This window comes from Methylobacterium oxalidis (genome assembly GCF_007992195.1).
Taxonomy (GTDB): domain Bacteria; phylum Pseudomonadota; class Alphaproteobacteria; order Rhizobiales; family Beijerinckiaceae; genus Methylobacterium; species Methylobacterium oxalidis.
Window position 1 is genome coordinate 11,908 of the sequence record NZ_BJZU01000007.1, and the last position, 16,253, is coordinate 28,160.

Annotated in this window: 18 protein-coding genes; 12 read left to right on the forward strand and 6 right to left on the reverse strand. The window is 73.4% G+C overall.

The genetic code is table 11. From position 1 onward, the window contains the following. Positions 1-35 precede the first annotated feature (35 nt). The 4 genes from MOX02_RS03685 (at position 36) to MOX02_RS03700 (ending at position 3,787) form a co-directional block, all read left to right on the forward strand. On the forward strand, positions 36-986 hold the full coding sequence (locus tag MOX02_RS03685; RefSeq protein ID WP_147024378.1) for a hypothetical protein: 951 nt from the start codon (positions 36-38) through the stop codon (positions 984-986). A gap of 64 nt (positions 987-1,050) precedes the next feature. Continuing rightward, positions 1,051-1,413, forward strand: coding sequence for a hypothetical protein (locus MOX02_RS30960; RefSeq protein WP_170267648.1), 363 nt, complete (start codon positions 1,051-1,053; stop codon positions 1,411-1,413). Between the two features lie 150 nt (positions 1,414-1,563). Next, the gene (locus MOX02_RS03695; RefSeq protein ID WP_238179530.1) at positions 1,564-2,163 is read left to right on the forward strand and encodes a nitroreductase family protein; all 600 of its coding nucleotides are present in this window, start codon (positions 1,564-1,566) and stop codon (positions 2,161-2,163) included. A 7-nt stretch (positions 2,164-2,170) separates the two neighbouring features. Further along, complete coding sequence (locus tag MOX02_RS03700) at positions 2,171-3,787, forward strand: AMP-binding protein (RefSeq protein WP_147024381.1); 1,617 nt, start codon at positions 2,171-2,173, stop codon at positions 3,785-3,787. Between the two features lie 48 nt (positions 3,788-3,835). Here MOX02_RS03700 and MOX02_RS03705 read toward each other — a convergent pair whose 3' ends face one another. Then, positions 3,836-4,240 (reverse strand): hypothetical protein, encoded by a 405-nt coding sequence (locus tag MOX02_RS03705; protein ID WP_147024382.1) that lies wholly within the window; start codon positions 4,238-4,240, stop codon positions 3,836-3,838. 193 nt (positions 4,241-4,433) lie between these two features. Here MOX02_RS03705 and ahcY point away from each other — a divergent pair, with 193 nt between their 5' ends. The 3 genes from ahcY (at position 4,434) to MOX02_RS03720 (ending at position 9,398) form a co-directional block, all read left to right on the forward strand. Beyond that, on the forward strand, positions 4,434-5,834 hold the full coding sequence (gene ahcY, locus MOX02_RS03710) for an adenosylhomocysteinase (RefSeq protein ID WP_147024383.1): 1,401 nt from the start codon (positions 4,434-4,436) through the stop codon (positions 5,832-5,834). 369 nt (positions 5,835-6,203) lie between these two features. Further along, positions 6,204-8,702 carry a sensor histidine kinase gene (locus tag MOX02_RS03715; protein WP_147024384.1) on the forward strand — a complete coding sequence of 833 codons (2,499 nt, stop codon included), beginning with the start codon at positions 6,204-6,206 and terminating at the stop codon, positions 8,700-8,702. Positions 8,703-8,723: 21 nt separating this feature from the next. Then, positions 8,724-9,398, forward strand: coding sequence for an NAD(P)H-binding protein (locus tag MOX02_RS03720; RefSeq protein WP_147024385.1), 675 nt, complete (start codon positions 8,724-8,726; stop codon positions 9,396-9,398). A 9-nt stretch (positions 9,399-9,407) separates the two neighbouring features. On the opposite strand, the gene MOX02_RS03725 is transcribed toward MOX02_RS03720, so the two are convergent. Genes MOX02_RS03725 through argJ form a run of 3 tightly spaced genes read right to left on the reverse strand, consistent with a single transcriptional unit; the run spans position 9,408 to position 11,820 of the window. After that, the gene (locus MOX02_RS03725) at positions 9,408-9,830 is read right to left on the reverse strand and encodes a (deoxy)nucleoside triphosphate pyrophosphohydrolase (RefSeq protein ID WP_147024386.1); all 423 of its coding nucleotides are present in this window, start codon (positions 9,828-9,830) and stop codon (positions 9,408-9,410) included. Next, positions 9,827-10,573, reverse strand: a complete 747-nt coding sequence (locus MOX02_RS03730) for an SIMPL domain-containing protein (protein ID WP_147024387.1) — start codon at positions 10,571-10,573, stop codon at positions 9,827-9,829. The genes MOX02_RS03725 and MOX02_RS03730 overlap by 4 nt, the downstream gene beginning before the upstream one ends. Continuing rightward, positions 10,570-11,820 (reverse strand): bifunctional glutamate N-acetyltransferase/amino-acid acetyltransferase ArgJ, encoded by a 1,251-nt coding sequence (gene argJ / locus MOX02_RS03735; protein ID WP_147024388.1) that lies wholly within the window; start codon positions 11,818-11,820, stop codon positions 10,570-10,572. The genes MOX02_RS03730 and argJ overlap by 4 nt, the downstream gene beginning before the upstream one ends. Before the next feature lie 234 nt (positions 11,821-12,054). On the opposite strand from argJ, the gene MOX02_RS03740 reads away from it, so the two are divergent. Then, positions 12,055-12,453: a response regulator gene (locus tag MOX02_RS03740; protein ID WP_238179527.1), complete on the forward strand. Its 399-nt coding sequence runs from the start codon at positions 12,055-12,057 to the stop codon at positions 12,451-12,453. A gap of 18 nt (positions 12,454-12,471) precedes the next feature. Here MOX02_RS03740 and MOX02_RS03745 read toward each other — a convergent pair whose 3' ends face one another. Then, entirely contained in the window at positions 12,472-13,026 is a 555-nt protein-coding gene (locus MOX02_RS03745; protein ID WP_147024389.1) for a PRC-barrel domain-containing protein, read from the reverse strand. A gap of 137 nt (positions 13,027-13,163) precedes the next feature. On the opposite strand from MOX02_RS03745, the gene MOX02_RS03750 reads away from it, so the two are divergent. Further along, positions 13,164-13,730, forward strand: coding sequence for a glutathione peroxidase (locus tag MOX02_RS03750; protein ID WP_147024390.1), 567 nt, complete (start codon positions 13,164-13,166; stop codon positions 13,728-13,730). A gap of 12 nt (positions 13,731-13,742) precedes the next feature. Here MOX02_RS03750 and MOX02_RS03755 read toward each other — a convergent pair whose 3' ends face one another. Next, positions 13,743-14,009: a hypothetical protein gene (locus MOX02_RS03755; protein ID WP_147024391.1), complete on the reverse strand. Its 267-nt coding sequence runs from the start codon at positions 14,007-14,009 to the stop codon at positions 13,743-13,745. Positions 14,010-14,117: 108 nt separating this feature from the next. Here MOX02_RS03755 and MOX02_RS03760 point away from each other — a divergent pair, with 108 nt between their 5' ends. The 3 genes from MOX02_RS03760 to MOX02_RS03770 all read left to right on the forward strand — a co-directional run bounded on the left by MOX02_RS03760 (position 14,118) and on the right by MOX02_RS03770 (position 16,187). Next, the gene (locus tag MOX02_RS03760) at positions 14,118-14,345 is read left to right on the forward strand and encodes a hypothetical protein (RefSeq protein ID WP_147024392.1); all 228 of its coding nucleotides are present in this window, start codon (positions 14,118-14,120) and stop codon (positions 14,343-14,345) included. 81 nt (positions 14,346-14,426) lie between these two features. Next, positions 14,427-14,666, forward strand: a complete 240-nt coding sequence (locus MOX02_RS03765; protein ID WP_132253668.1) for a DUF2188 domain-containing protein — start codon at positions 14,427-14,429, stop codon at positions 14,664-14,666. Between the two features lie 39 nt (positions 14,667-14,705). Beyond that, positions 14,706-16,187 (forward strand): DUF6880 family protein, encoded by a 1,482-nt coding sequence (locus tag MOX02_RS03770; protein ID WP_147024393.1) that lies wholly within the window; start codon positions 14,706-14,708, stop codon positions 16,185-16,187. Positions 16,188-16,253 lie beyond the last annotated feature (66 nt).

A 16,253-nucleotide genomic window follows, 5' to 3' on the forward strand; every position in this document is an offset into this window, starting at 1 on the left:
AGATTCGGCTCCCTCATCCCAGCCGGAAGCCTTCGATGTATCTTCCCTTTCTCCTCCTTCTCGCCCTGTTGTCGCCGGCACTCGCCGAGGACGGACCGGGCGTGCGCTGGCCGTTACCCGAGGGCCGTGCCGCGCCCACCAAGCCCTTCGCGGGCTCCGAGATCGTCATCTCTGCCTCCGTCCGCACGGCCGGCGCCATCGACAGCCTGACCTGGAACGGGCGCGAGTTCCTCAACAGCTTCGACCATGGCCGCGAGTTGCAATCGGCCGCCTCCTTCGACGGCTTCGGCGAGTGCCTCAACCCGACCGAAGCCGGCTCCGGCCACGACGGGCGGGGGCCCGAGAGCACCAGCCTGCTCCTGAGCCTGCGCGCCGGGGGCGGACGGCTGCGCACCCGCACCCGGATGGCCTGGTGGATGGCTCCCGGACAGACCTCGCGGGAATGCCCGAGAGGACCCGGCCCCTACGCCTCGCCCGTCTCGGACACCGTCCTGACCAAGGAGGTGGAGATCGGCGCGCACGGGGTTCCGAACGCCATCGCCTACAAGGCCACCTTCGCGGTGGGGCGGGCCTTCGAGCGGGCGAACTTCGAGGTGCTGACCGGCTACATGCCGCCGGACTTCGCCCGGTTCTGGAGCTTCGATCCGGGCAGCGGCCGGCGCGCGCCGCTCTCGGACGGGCCCGGCGAGCAGCCGCTGCCGGTGATCCTCGCCACCGAGGACGGGGCCTACGCCATGGGCGTCTACAGTCCCGGCCTGCCCCAGACCGAGCATCCGGACGCGGGCTACGGCCGCTTCCGCTTCCCGGCGCCGCGGGGCCCTGAGGGCAACGCCACGGTGAAGTGGAACTGCGTCTACCGCCACGGCCCCGGCCGTCCCGGCCCCTACCCCTTCACCTGCTACACCCTCGTCGGGACGCTCGAGGCGGTCGAGGCGGGCCTCGCCCGGCTCCACGCCGCCTTGCACCGGACACAGGGCCCGCGATGAGCTATGCTGCGCGCCGTCCGGCGACGGGATGGGCCGTGCGGGAACCCGCGCCGGGGAGGAGTGCATGCGCCTGATTCTGCTGGGAGCGCTCGTCGCGCTCGCGCCCCTGTCGGGAGCGCTGATCGCGCTCCGGCCTCAGCCGGCCTCGGCCACCTGCTCCTGCGTCTGCGTCGGCGGCGAGGCGCGCTCCCTCTGCACGAGCCCGGTCGAGCTCGCGCCGGTCTGCGCGCGCATCTGCCCGCAATCCCTCGGGTCGATGAACGTGAGCCCGGGCTCCATCGTCCTGCCGGGCAGCGTCGGCGCCGGGGGCGGCGGAGGCGGTCCCGACGGGCTGGAAGGCGGGGGAGCGGCCGGGCGCGGCGGCGCGGGCCTCGGCGGCGCGACGGGCCTCGGGGCAGCCACGGGGCTCGGCGGCGCCCTGCGCTGAGGCAGTGGTCTGAGCGGAGGCGGCGCTCCGCGTTGGGCGGCCCTCGGCCGAAGGTCGTATTTGCGCGGATTCCCGTCCTCGTGCATGCGGAGCGGCGGGCGGCCCGCGCTGCCCGGCCGAGAAGCCCGTTCCGCCCGGAGACCCGCCACCGTGACGAATCCGACGCCGCGTCAGCCCGACCACGCGATCGACCCGCTCTTCGTCGAGCGCCGCTCGCCGCGCGCCTTCACGGGCGAGGCCCTGCCGGAAGCGGAGCTGATGCGGATGTTCGAGGCGGCGCGCTGGGCGCCCTCCTCCTACAACTCGCAGCCCTGGCGCTTCGTCTACGCCCTGCGCGGCGACACCAACTGGGACCGGCTGTTCGACCTGATCTCCCCCGGCAACCAGAAATGGGTGACGAACACGGGCGCCCTCGTCATCCTGGTCTCCAGCACCCGCATGAAGGTGGGCGAGAACCTGCAGCCCTCGTGGAGCCACTCGCTCGACGCGGGCGCGGCCTCCCTCGCCTTTCAGCTCCAGGCGATCCGCCAGGGCTGGCACGCGCATGGCATGACCGGGTTCGACAAGGAGCGCGCGGTCGGCGTGCTCAACGTGCCGGAGCACCACCGGGTCGAGGCGGCCTACGCGGTGGGGCGCGCCGTCGCGCCGGCCGAGCTCTCCGACGAGCAGCGCACCCGCGAGACGCCGAACGGGCGCCGGCCGATCACCGACTTCGTCTTCGCCGGCGGCTTCCCCGACCGGGACGCGTGAGGCGCCGGTGCTGAGCCCCGCCCCCGATTACGACGCGCTCCGGGCCGGCTTCCGCTGGGAGATCCCCGAGCGCTTCAACATGGGCGTCGCCGTCTGCGACGGGTTCGGGACGCGCGAGCCGGAGCGGCCGGCGATCGTGGAGGTCGGCCCGGACGGCGCGGCCGGGACGGTGGGCTTCGGGCGGCTGCGGGCCGAGTCGAACCGCCTCGCGGGCGCTCTGCGGGCGCACGGGATCGGGCCGGGCGACCGGGTGGCGGTCCTGCTGCCGCAATCGGCCGCCGTGGTGGTGGCCCACGCCGCCGCCTACAAGCTCGGGGCCGTCGCCCTGCCGCTCGCCGGCCTGTTCGGGCCGGACGCGCTGGCCTACCGGCTCGCGGATTCGGGCGCGCGGGCGATCCTCACCGACGCCGCCGGCCTCGCCAAGCTCGGGCCCCTGCGCGCCGGCCTGCCGGGCCTCGACCTCGTCGTCTGCCGCGAGGGGGCGCTCGCGGGGGCGCTCGGCCTTCCCGACCTCCTCGCCGAGGGGCCGGAGGATTTCGCCGCCGTCGAGACCGGCCCCGACGACCCGGCCCTGATGATCTACACTTCCGGCACGACGGGCGCGCCCAAGGGGGCGCTGCACGGCCACCGGGTCCTGCTCGGCCACCTGCCGGGCTGGCGGATGATGCACGATTTCGCGCCCCACGGCGGCGACCTGATGTGGACGCCCTCCGACTGGGCCTGGGCCGGCGGTCTCCTCAACGTGCTGATGCCGAGCCTTTATCTCGGCATGCCGGTGGTCGCCCGCCCCGGCCGCTTCGAGGCCGAGGACGCGCTCGGCCTGATCGCGCGGCTCGGCATCACCAACGTGTTCCTGCCGCCGACCGCGCTGCGCATGCTGCGCGGCGTCGCGGATCCGCGGACCCGCTTCGACCTCTCGCGCCTGCGCAACATCGCCTCGGCGGGCGAGGCCCTCGGGCCCGAGACCTTCGCCTGGGCGCGGGACGCCCTCGGCCTCACCATCGGCGAGGCCTACGGGCAGACCGAGTGCAACCTCGTGCTCGCCGCCTGCCGCGCGGCCGGGGTGGCGCGGCCGGGCTCGACGGGCAAGCCGGTTCCCGGCCACCGCGTCGCGATCCTGCGGCCGGACGGCAGCGAGGCGGCGGTGGACGAGCCCGGCGAGATCTGCGTCGCCCGGCCGGACCCCGTGATGTTCCTCGGCTACTGGAACCAGCCGGAGGCCACCGCGAGGAAGTTCCGCGGCGACTGGATGCTGACGGGCGATCAGGCGCGCCGCGACGCGGACGGCTACATCCACTTCGTCGGGCGCGACGACGACCTGATCACCTCGGCCGCCTACCGGATCGGCCCGACCGAGATCGAGGACTGCCTCCTGCGCCACCCGGCGGTCGCGCTCGCCGCGGCGGTGGGCAAGCCGGACCCGCTGCGCACCGAGATCGTGAAGGCCTTCGTGGTGCTGCGGGCGGGCCTGTCCGCCTCCGACGCCCTGCGCGACGAGATCCTGGCCTTCGCCCGCGCCCGGCTCTCGGCGCACGAGGTGCCGCGGGAGCTGGCGTTCCGGGCCGAGCTGCCGATGACGACGACCGGCAAGATCATCCGCCGGCAGCTCCGGGAGGAGGGGTAGGGTCCGGCTCGGACGGCATCGGACCTGCTTCAGCGCCCTCCGCCGCGGCTATCTGACCGAGATCTCGTAGCGGGCCCGGCCGACATTGCCGTGAGGACCAACGATCTCGATCGCGAACTCGTCCGAGCCCGTATATCCCGGCGCCGGGGTGTAGAGGATGACCGTCGACGGCACCTTGCGGGTGTTGCAGCGCGACCGCGTGTTCAGCGCGGAAAAGTTCGGATAGTCGCGGCCGTGCTCGACCGTGACCCTGCCCGCATGGGGTACGTCGATCAGGCTGATCGCCAGCGGTCCGAGGGATTGGCAGGCCTGATCGAGCGCGCTCAGCGAAGCGACCCGGAGGGTGCGACCCGCGAAAGCCACCTTCTCGAAGGTGGGGATCCGGCCCGGCAGGGCGGAGGCGGAGCCCGCGATCGCGAGGGTCAGGGTTCCGGCAAGCACCGCGCGACGCATTCTCAAGCCTCAGTCGCTTCGTCAAAGCACGTACGCTTTTAATCCTGTCTCCTCGAAAGCTGGACATCACGTTCGTAGGAGTGGCGCCGGAGCGCATCCCCACAGCGCGCATAAAGACATCTTTATGTCTTGATTGCCTCATAGCTCGTGCCCTGGTATAGGCACGCCGAACAGCCAACGGAGCATCGGGCACATGGCCAAGGACTACATCGTCAGGGACATCGGGCTGGCCGATTACGGCCGCAAGGAGATCTCCATCGCCGAGAGCGAGATGCCGGGCCTGATGGCCGTGCGCGAGGAGTACGCCGCGCGCCAGCCCCTCAAGGGCGCCAAGATCGCCGGCTCGCTGCACATGACGATCCAGACGGCCGTGCTGATCGAGACCCTGAAGGCGCTCGGCGCCGACATCCGCTGGGTCTCCTGCAACATCTACTCGACGCAGGACCACGCCGCGGCCGCCATCGCGGCTGCCGGCATCCCGGTCTTCGCCGTGAAGGGCGAGACGCTCGAGGAGTACTGGGACTACACCTCGCGCCTGTTCGACTGGCATGACGGCGGCATGCCGAACATGATCCTCGACGACGGCGGCGACGCCACGATGTTCGTGCATCTCGGCCTGCGCGCCGAGCAGGGCGACACCGCCTTCCTCGACAAGCCGGGCTCCGAGGAGGAGGAGATCTTCTTCGCGCTCCTCAAGAAGAAGCTCGCCGAGAAGCCGAAGGGCTGGTTCGCCGGCCTCGCCGACTCGATCAAGGGCGTCTCCGAGGAGACCACCACGGGCGTGCACCGCCTCTACATCCTCGCCAAGGAGGGCAAGCTGCTCTTCCCGGCGATCAACGTGAACGATTCGGTCACCAAGTCGAAGTTCGACAACCTCTACGGCTGCCGCGAGTCGCTCGTCGACGGCATCCGCCGCGGCACCGACGTGATGATGGCCGGCAAGGTCGCCATGGTCGCGGGCTTCGGCGACGTGGGCAAGGGCTCGGCCTCCTCGCTCCGCCACGCCGGCTGCCGGGTGCTCGTCTCCGAGATCGATCCGATCTGCGCGCTGCAGGCGGCGATGGAGGGCTACGAGGTCGTCACCATGGAGGAGGCCGCGCCGCGCGCCGACATCTTCGTGACGGCCACCGGCAACAAGGACATCATCACCATCGACCACATGCGGGTGATGAAGGACCGGGCCATCGTCTGCAACATCGGCCACTTCGACAACGAGATCCAGGTCGCCGGCCTGAAGAACCTCAAGTGGACGAACATCAAGCCGCAGGTCGACGAGATCGAGTTCGCGGACGGTCACCGCATCATCCTCCTGTCGGAGGGCCGCCTCGTGAACCTCGGCAACGCGACCGGCCACCCGTCCTTCGTGATGTCGGCCTCGTTCACGAACCAGACCCTCGCCCAGATCGAGCTCTGGACGAACCCGGGCAAGTACGAGCGGCAGGTCTACACCCTGCCGAAGACGCTCGACGAGAAGGTCGCCCTGCTGCATCTCGAGAAGATCGGCGCCAAGCTCTCCAAGCTGCGCCCCGATCAGGCGTCCTATATCGGCGTGCCGGAGGCCGGCCCGTTCAAGCCGGACCATTACCGCTACTGATCGGCGACCCGGCCGGCGCCCGCGCCGGCCCCGAATCCCGACGAGAGCCCGGCCGCCAAGCCGGGCTCTCGCGCGTTTCCGACCCCTTCGAATACGTGTGGACGCAGCGTGCACCCGCACCGATTGCGGCGCGTCCCGTGCGAAAGTGTGTCTTTCGTGTGTCGGGGTCGGCCCGACATGCAGCCCAGGGTTCATTGTTCCGCCCGACCCCCTTCCGGCGCGATTCCGCACCGGGGTAGTGTGGACCGATTCCTCAGATGAGGTGCCCCGCGGGACGGCCCGAGCGGCCGCCACGCGGGAACGGCGCGGTTCGCGCCGCGGGGCCGCGCAGGCGGGCCTCATCGAAGATTCGTGGAGGCGGTGCGGATCATGAGGGTCGAACGAGCGGCGCGCCTCGCGGCCTGCGCCGGCGCTCTCATCGTCGCTGCGGCCGGGTTCGCCGGGAGCGCCCTGGCGGCCCCGCAGTCGGACGGGCTCGCCCTCGCGGGCCTTCACACCCACAACCTCGCCGGGCTCTCGATCCTGATCGGGCTCACGGTCTTCGCCACCATCCTGTCCCTGCTCCACCTGCACGAGCGCTCCCGCTGGACGCGCCGCGAGCGCGAGCAGGCGGCCGCGCTCGGGGCGCTGCGCGGCGCGCACGACCGGGCCGAGATGCTGCTCAACGCCGAGCGCCAGGTCATCATCACCTGGGAGGGCCTGGGCGAGCCGGTCATCGAGGGGGATGTCGGCCTGGCCTTCGACGGCGCCCGGCCTGCGGCGACCGCGGCGCGGCGCATCCTCGCCTTCGGCACGTGGCTCGTCCCCGCCGACGCGGCGGCGCTCGAGGCCGGGGTCGAGGCCCTGCGGCTCCGGGGCACGGGCTTCCGCCTCAGCCTGCACAGCCAGTCCGGCCGCAGCGTCGAGGCGCAGGGCCAGGCGGTGGCGGGCCGCGCGCTGCTGCGCCTGCGCGAGACCACCGACGAGCGGCGCGAGCTGATGGAGTTGCGCGGCACCCTCGACGAGGCCCGCCGCGGCCTCGCCGCGCTCTCCGGCCTCCTCGACGCGATCCCGCAGCCCGTCTGGCAGCGCAACCGCGACGGCGGCCTCGCCTGGGTGAACACCGCCTACGTCGCCGCCGTCGAGGCGCCGAGCCGCGAGGCGGCGCTGGAGGCGGGCGTCGAGCTGCTCGACCGGCCGGCCCGCGAGCTGATCGCCCGCGACGAGGCGGGCCGCCGCCCCGGGATCGGACCCCGGCAGGCGCTCCGGCTCTCGGCCGTGGTGGTGGGCGGGCGCCGCATCCTCGACGTCACCGAGACGGCGCTGGAGAACGGGCGCGTCGGCATCGCCGTGGACGTCTCGGAGCTGGAGAGCGTGCGCGCCGACCTCCAGCGCCAGATGGACGCGAACGTCCGCACCCTCGACCAGCTCCCGACCGCGGTGGCGATCTTCGACGCCCGCCAGCGCCTGATCTTCCACAACGCCGCCTACCGGCAGCTCTGGGACCTCGACCCCGCCTTCCTCGAGGGCCGCCCCCTCGACGGCGAGATCCTCGATCATCTCCGCTCCCAGCGGAAGCTGCCCGAGCAGGCCGATTTCAAGTCCTGGAAGCAGGGCGTGCTCGCCGCCTACCGGGCGGTGGAGGCCAACGAGACCTGGTGGTACCTGCCGGACGGGCGCACCTTCCGGGTGGTGGCCGACCCGAACCCGCAGGGGGGGCTCACCTACCTGTTCGACGACGTCTCGGACCGGATGAAGCTCGAATCCCGCTACAACGCCCTGATGCGGGTGCAGGCGGAGACCCTCGACACCCTGAAGGAGCCGGTCGCCGTGTTCGGCGCGGACGGGCGCCTGACCTTCGCCAACCGCGCCTTCGCCACGGTCTGGCGCCTCGACCCCGCGACCCTCGAATCCCGCCCGCGCATCGACGCGGTGATCGCCGCCTGCCGGACGCTGGCCCCGGCCGAGGAGCCGTGGATGGACATCCGCGACGCGGTGACCGGCCTCGAATCCCGCTCCGGCCTCGCCTGCCGCCTCGAGGTGGTGGACGGCACCGTGCTCGACTGCGCCGCCCAGCCGCTGCCCGAGGGCGCGACGCTGATCACCCTCATCGACGTCACGGCGAGCGTGAACGTCGAGCGGGCGCTCACCGAGAAGAACGAGGCGCTGGAGAAGGCGGCGCAGCTGCGCGACACCTTCGTGCACCACGTCTCCTACGAGCTGCGCTCGCCCCTCACCAACATCATCGGCTTCACGCAGCTCCTCGGCGACGAGACGGTGGGGGCGCTCAACGAGCGCCAGCGGGAGTATTCCGACCACATCCTGCGCTCGTCGGGCTCGCTCCTCGTCATCATCAACGACATCCTCGATCTCGCCTCGATCGACGCCGGCTCGCTGGAGCTGCAGCGCGAGAGCGTCGACGTGCGCTCCACCATCGAGGCGGCGGTGCGCGGCATCGAGGACCGGCTCGCGGAATCCGAGGTGAGCCTCGACCTCGACGTGCCGGCCGACATCGGCAGCGTGGTGGCCGACGGCAAGCGCGTCCGCCAGATCCTGTTCAACCTGCTCTCGAACGCGGTCGGCTTCTCCAGCCCCGGCCAGCGGGTCGCGGTCACGGCGCGGCGCACCCCGAGCGAGCTCGTCCTCGCGGTGCGCGACGAGGGCCGCGGCATGCCGCCGGACGTCGCCGCGCGGGTGTTCGACCGGTTCGAGAGCCACACCTTCGGCACCCGCCACCGCGGCGTCGGCCTCGGCCTCTCGATCGTGCGCTCCTTCGTGGAGCTGCACGGCGGCCGCGTCTCGCTGGAGACCGCGCCCGGCGCGGGCACCCAGGTGACCTGCACCTTCCCGCTCGTCGAGCCCGAGCCCCATATGGAGGCGGCCGAGTAGGCGCAGACGAAAGGGGCCGCGATGAGACTGATCCTGTTCGGCGCGACCGGCATGATCGGCCAGGGGGTCCTTCGGGAGGCGCTTCGCGATCGCGATGTCGAATCCGTCCTCTCGATCTCCCGCAGGCCCGGCGGCCAGAGCCACCCGAAGCTGCGCGAGATCGTCCGCGCGGATCCCGGCGACCTGTCGGGCCTCGAGGCGGAGCTGAAGGGGCACGACGCCTGCCTGTTCTGCCTCGGCATCTCGTCGGTGGGCCTGAGCGAGGCGCAGTACGCCGCGGTGACGGAGCACCTCACCCTGCGGGTGGCGGGCACCCTCGCGCGGCTCGATCCCGGCCTGACCTTCGTCTACGTCTCGGCCGCGGGCAGCGACGCGAGCGAGCGCGGCCGGGTGATGTGGGCCCGGGTGCGCGGGCGGACCGAGAACGCCCTGTTCCGGCTGCCCTTCAAGCGCGTCTACGCGGTGCGCCCGGCCGGCATCCGCCCCCTCGACGGCATCCGCTCGCGCACGCCCTACGTCGACGCGCTCTACCGCGCGCTCGCACCCGCCCTGCCCCTGATCCAGCGGGTCTTGCCGGCCTACGTCACCGACACCGGCGAGCTCGCCCGCGCCATGCTCCGGCTGGGCAGGCAGGGCGGCCTGGTCCGGGTGATCGAGGCGCGGGACATACCGGGGCTCGGGCGCAACGGGGCCTGAGGCCGGCCCCTACGGTCCCAAGAGGTCGATCAGGAACGGGATCAGCGGCGCGTCGGCCGGCGGCATCGGCAGGTCGCGCAGGGCCCGCGGCCGCACCCAGCGCAGGGCCTGGCCCTCGAGCGAGCGCGGGGTGCCCTCCCAGCGGCGGCAGACGTAGAGCGGCATCAGCAGGTGGAAGTCCGGATAGGCGTGGCTCGCGAAGGTGAGCGGCGCGAGGCACGGCTCCACGACCGTGATGCCGAGCTCCTCCGCGAGCTCGCGGATCAGCGTCGCCTCGGGCCGCTCGCCGGCCTCGACCTTGCCGCCCGGGAACTCCCAGAGGCCCGCGAGCTGCTTGCCCGGCGGACGCTGCGCGAGGAGCACCCGCCCGTCCGCGTCGACGAGCGCGACCGCGACGACGAGGAGGAGGCGCAGCGGCCCCGGTCCGGTCATGGCAGGATCGCGAAGGCGGCGGCGACCTCGGCGCTCGCCTCGATGGTGCCCGCGACGAGCGGCACGGCCACGCCGCCGCGGCCCTTCGCCCGCATCGGCGCGGGCGCGGCCATCAGGATCGGCGGCGGGGCGCCGGTGCGGGGCGGCGCCTGGATCGAGACCACGCGGCCGAGCTTCACCCCGGCCGCCTCGGCGAGCCGGGCGGCCTGGGCGGCCGCGTCCTTCATGGCCGCGACCCGGACCGCGGCCTCGGCCGCCTCGGGATCCTTGAGCCCGAAGGCGACGCCGTCGATGCGGTTCGCCCCCGCCTCCAGCGAGCGCCGCATCAGGTCGCCGAGGCGGCCCATGTCGGCGAGCCGCAGGCGCACTTGGTTCGCGGCCCGGTAGCCGTCCGCCTTGTCCACGAAGGTGCCGTCCGGCTGGCGGATCTGGCGGGTGACGGGCTGGAGCGTGACGGCGGTGGTGCCGACGTCGCTCTCCGGCACGCCGAACTCGGCGGCCAGCGCCACGATGCGGCGAGCGGCCTCGCTGGTGCCGTCGAGGGCGGCGGCCGGCGTGGCGCCGCGCACCTCGACGCCGATCTCCACGCTCGCGAAATCCGGGGGCGTCTCGGTGCGCGCCCGGCCGATCACGCTGATCAGGCCGTCGCCGAGGCGCCCGTCCTCCCGCCCCTCTTCGGCACGGGCGGGCGCGGCGAGGGCGAGCGCGAGGAGGCCGAGGGCGGCGAGAGGGGCCGCCCTCACGAGCGGTAATCCCCGTTGATCTCGATGTAGCCCTTGGTCAGGTCGCAGGTCCAGACGCGGGCCTGGCCCGCGCCGAGGCCGAGATCGACCCGGATGGTGACGGCGGCCTCCCGCATCACGGCGCTCGCGGCCGCCTCGCTGTACTCGGGATCGCGGGCACCGGAGACCGCCACGCGCACGTCGCCGAACCAGATCGCGAGGCGGTCCCGGTCGGCGGGCTCGCCCGCCTTGCCGACCGCCATCACCACGCGGCCCCAGTTCGCGTCCTCGCCCGCCACCGCCGTCTTCACCAGCGGCGAGTTGGCGATGGAGAGGGCGATGCGGTGGGCCGAGGCGTCGCTCTCGGCGCCGCCGACCTCGACGGTGACGAACTTGCGCGCGCCCTCCCCGTCCTTGGCGACGAGCTGCGCGAGCTCGACCAGGAGGTCGTCCAGGGCCGCCCGGAAGCCCTCGAGGCGCGGGTCGGCCGCGTCGGTGACCTCGGGATTGCTGGCCCGGCCCGTCGCGAACAGCAGCAGGGTGTCGGAGGTCGAGGTGTCGCCGTCGACCGTGACGCAGTTGAAGCTCCTGTCCGTGCCCGCGGCGAGGAGCGCCTGCAGCACGGGCTGCGGCAGCCCCGCATCCGTGAACACGAAGGACAGCATCGTCGCCATGTCGGGGGCGATCATGCCGGCGCCCTTGGCGATCCCGTTGAGGGTGACGCGCGTGCCCGCGATCTCGGCCGTGCGGGTCGCGAGCTTCGGGAACGTGTCGGTCGTCATGATGGCGCGGGCGGCAGCGTTCCAGGCGGACGGGCCGTCCTCGGCGCGGGCGGCGCAGTCGGCGAGCACGCCCTCGAACTTCGTGGCGTCGAGCGGCTCGCCGATCACCCCCGTCGAGGCGATGAAGATCGCGTCCTCCGGGCAGCCGGCGGCGGCGGCCGCGATCTTCGCGGTCAGCGCCACGGCCTCGCGTCCTTTCAGGCCGGTGAAGGCGTTCGCGTTGCCCGAGTTGACCACGAGGGCGCGGGCCGCCGCGCCGCGAAGGGCCTCGCGGCACCAGTCGACCGGCGCGGAGGGGCATTTCGAGCGCGTGAAGACGCCGGCCGCCCGGGTACCGGGCTCCAGCCCGACGTAGAGCACGTCGGTGCGGCCCGAGTAGCGAATGCCGGCCTGCGCGGTGGCGAGCCGGACGCCGGGCACCGGCGGCAGGTCCGGTACTGATTCGGGGGCGAGCGGCGATACGGGGGGCTGCTTGGCGGAGGACATCGGTCCGGCGGGCTCCGTCACGAGGGCGCGGCCCTGTTGCCCGCCCTGCCCTCCTGCGTCAACCGCATGCCGGCTATGCTTGCCTGCGCAGCCGGCGGGCACTCCGTTCAGGCTTGCGGCGCAAATGCGGCAGGGGTCTTGTGCGCGCGCGGCCGGTCGGCATAGCATGGTGCGATGCAACGCGAACACGAGATCGAGGGCGCGATGGCACGTCCTGACGTCGGATCCGCTGCCATGAGCGCCGCCCTGCGGGCGGGCGTCTACGGGGTTCAGGTTCTCATTGCAGGTCGCCAGAAGCAGTGGCGCGACGAGATCGCGGGGCAGATCCGGCGGGCGGGCTACGGCGCCACGGCCTGCGATTGCGGCGTCGACGCCCTCACGGTGCTCGCCCTCGGGCTCCCCGTCGACGTGCTCGTGGCCGACGTCTCGCTGGACGGCGAGCTCTGCTGCTCCCAGCTCGCCCTGGAGGCCCGGGCGCTCCGCCCCGGCCTGCGCATCGTGCTGGCGAGCGACGTCGCCGCCCTCGACGCGGCGGCGTCCGACCTGATGCCGGACGCGCTCCTCGTCGCGCGCCACCTGCGCGACGGCTCGGTGGCGAGCACCGTGCGCGAGGCCCTCGCGAACCGGGGCTGAGCCTCCTTCGGCTGAACCCTACTTCTTGGGCTCGTCCTTCTTCTGCTGCCCCAGATAGACGTATTCGGGCGCGGCGCGCAGCTGATCCTTGTCCGTGTTGATCGTCGCCTTGAGCTTGTTGCCCTCGGCGCGGACGAGGCGCATCGCGCTCGGATCGACGGCGACGTACTTGGTCCCGATGCCGAGGAAGCCGCCGACGCCGACGATCCAGGATTTCACCCGGGCGCCCTCGTCGAGCACCACGTCGGCGATCTCGCCGATCGTCTCGTTGCTGGCGTTCTGGATCGTCAGCCCGACGAGCTTCGAGGCCACCATGTCGCTGGGCGCCTGCGCGACGAAGGTCGGGCGCAGATCGCCGGTGAGCGTGGCGGGCTGGCCCGGCACCGGCTCGACGGGCTTGGCTGCCTCGGGCTTAGCTGCGTCGACCTTGGCCGCGTCGGGCTTCGGGGCCTCGGGGCGCGGGGTGTCCGGCTGAGCGGCGGGGGCGGCCGGCTGGCCCGCATCCGGCGCCTGGGCGAGGACGGCGGTCGCGCCCGTCAGGAGAAGGGCCGTGGCGGCGAGCAGGCTGCGCATGGAGAGGGTCTCTTCCAATGATCGATTGTGCACCCGCACAAGCGACGCCCCGCCGGAAGGTTCCCGCTGCCGCGAGACTTGCTGGACGGAGCCCGCGCGGTCACTAGATTGTGCGATACCGTCTGCCGGAGAGCGCCATGAGCCTGTTGCGCCGCGAAGCCATCCTCCTCATCGGCGGCGCGCTCGCCGGCGCCACCTCCGTATCCGCGACGGAGCGGACCGGCGCGCGGGCGGGCGCCTTCGCCTTCGACCGGACCGAGGGAGGCCCCTTTCCCCTGAGCGACCTCGCGGGCAAGCCGATCCTCGTCGTCAACACGGCCACCGCCTGCGGCTTCGCCGGGCAACTGGCGGGGTTGCAGACGGTGTGGACGCGCTTCCAGGACCGGGGCCTGACGGTGATCGGCGTGCCCTCGCCCGATTTCGGAAACCAGGAGCCCCTCGACGGCGCGGCGATCGTCGAGGCGGCGCGCAGGAACCACGGCGTCACCTTCCCGATGACGGCCAAGACCCGGGTGCGGATGCCGAACGCGCACCCGTTCTACCAATGGGCCGCCGCCGAGAAGCCGGGCGAGACGCCGCGCTGGAACTTCCACAAATACCTCGTCGCCCGGGACGGCTCGCTGGCGGGGGCCTTCGCCACGCAGGTCGAGCCGACCGACCCGCGCCTGATCAGCGCGATCGCGGCCGCCCTCGACGCGGCCTGAGCCGGCGGGGCGTCACCGCCTCGCCCGGCCCGGCGGCAGGCGCTCCCGCACCGCGCTCCGCGAGCCAAGGGCGCGGCGCGGATGGTAGACGCGCGGCCCCGCCCGCTCCACGATGACGGCCGGGGGCGGGCCCGAGGGATAGTTCGAGGCGAACGGGTTCGCGGGCACGCCCGAGGCCGGCAGGCCGACCGTGCTGCCGGGGAAGCCGGGGCCCACCTGGGCGGCGGCCGGGCCGGCGGCGAGGGCGAGCAGCAGGGGCAGGGCGGCGCGGATTCGCATGGCGTGTCTCGGCGGGTCTCGTGCGCAGGTCCTTCAGGGTATTCGGCGTCGCTCGCCGGCTGAGATAGCGCGGGGCGCGGGCGGGGCGAGAAGAGACGGGGAGCGGGCATGGAGCCGCATCGGTTCGAGCAGGACGGCGAGACCTACGAGGCGCGGTTCGAGCGGGCCGATACAGGCTGGCTCGCCCATATCCGCCGCACCGGCGACGGGCGGGTCCAGACCGTCGCCTTCCCGGACGGCGCGGGCTACGCCGAGGACGACCTGCGCGGCTCGCTGATCGCGGGCTGCGAGGCGGCGGTGGCGCGCCTGGCAGCCCCTGCCCCGACGCGCCACTGAGCGCGAAGGCGGGGGCGCGGAGGAACCGGCCGCGCCCTCCGCGGGTTCGCGCACAGCCAACCCAACCGATGAGGAGCGGCCATGAGCGAGATCACCTACCGGATCGTCGAGCACGACGGCGGCTTCGCCTACAAGGTCGGCGACGTGTTCTCCGAGACCTTCCGGAGCCGGGAGGAGGCGCTCCAGGCCGCCCAGCGCGCCGCGGCCGAGCAGCAGATCCCGGGCTCAACCGAGGGCATCCGCTACCAGGACGGCCAGGGCGCCTGGCACGACGAGACGTCCGACGGCCACGACCGGCCGATCGCCCGGGTCGTCGAGTAGGCGCCGGGGCGAGCGGCCGGAGGCCGGCCGGCGGACGCGATGGCGCGCAGGCCGAAGGCTGCGGCGGCCGAGCCCGAGGCCACCGCGGGGCGCGCGGACGCGCCGAGACGCAAGGGCGGGCGCCGCACCACGCCCTCCGTCGAGACCCTGTCCGGATTGCCGCCCGAGCGGCTGATCGGCCTGATCCTCGGCGAGACCGCGCGCAACCCCGCCTTCAAGAAGATCGTCAGTGCGGCGCTCGCAGCCCTGCAGGGACCGGAGGCGGTCGCGGCCATCGTCGACCGGCGTCTCTCGGCGCTGGAGGGCGCGCGGGGCTTCATCGACTGGCAGCGGCGGCGCGCCTTCACGGCGGACCTGAACGCCACCGTTTCGGTGATCGTCGACGAGCTCCGGCCCCTCGACGCGGTGGCCGCCCTCGACCGGCTGGTGCGCTTCCTCGACGGCGCCTCGGGCGTGCTCGCGCGGGTCGACGACAGCCTCGGCATCACCGAGGGCGTCTACGAGCGCGCGGCGGAGGCGGCGGTCGAGATCGTCGGCGCCCTGTCGGAAGGCGAGGCGGCCGGCTTCGCGGCCCGGATCCTGCCCCTCGTCGCGGGCGATCCCGACGGGCCGCTCGGGATGCTCTTCCTCGACCTGATCCCCCGCCTGCCGGACGGCGCGCTTCCCGCCCTCGACGCGGAGCTCGCGCAGGCCCTCGCCTCGATCCCCGAGGAGCCCGGCGACTGGCGCGCGGGCCGCGCGCGCGGCCGCCTCCTGCGGGCGCGCCAGGACATCGCCGACCGGCGCGGCGACGTCGACGCCTTCGTCGCGCTGGAGGAGGCGGTGGCCGGCGAGGCCGCGGACAACGTCGCGATCGCGGAGCGCCTCCTCGCCGCCGGCCGACCCGAGGAGGCTCTGGAGCGGGTCCGCCGGCCTCGGCAGCGGGGTGCGGCGCCCGTGACGCGCGAGGCGCTGATCACCGGGCGCGTCGACGCCGAGGCCCCGGTGCGGGCCCGCGCGGCCGCCGAGATCCGCATCCTCGACGCGCTCGGCCGGGGCGAGGAGGCGCAGGCCCTGCGCTGGCAGCGCTTCCACGACAGCCTCGACGCCGGGATGCTGCGCGACTACCTCGCCAAACTGCCGGATTTCGAGGACGACGAGGCGCTGCGCGCCGCCTTCGACCGGGCGACGGCCTTCCCGCAGCCCTACCGGGCGCTGACCTTCCTCATCAACTGGCCGGATCTCGACCGGGCCGGTCGCCTCGTGCTCGACCGGGCCGGGACCTGGGAGGGCGAGCGCTACGAGGTGCTGGCACCGGCCGCCGAGGCCCTGGAGCAGGCCCGCCCGGAGGCCGCCGCCCTGCTCTACCGCCGCCTGATCGACGACATCCTCGACCGCGGCCGCAGCCAGGCCTACGCCCACGCGGCGCGCTACCTCGCCCAGCTCGAGCCGATCGATCCGGAATACGGCGCCTTTCGCGAGCGCCTGCGGCGTGACCACGGCCGCAAGCACGCCTTCTGGAGTCTCGTCGGCGGCCGCTGAGGGCAGCGGCAGGCGGACGCGGACGGAACTCCGAGGGGCCGCTGAATCTTCCCCCTGCATTCAATT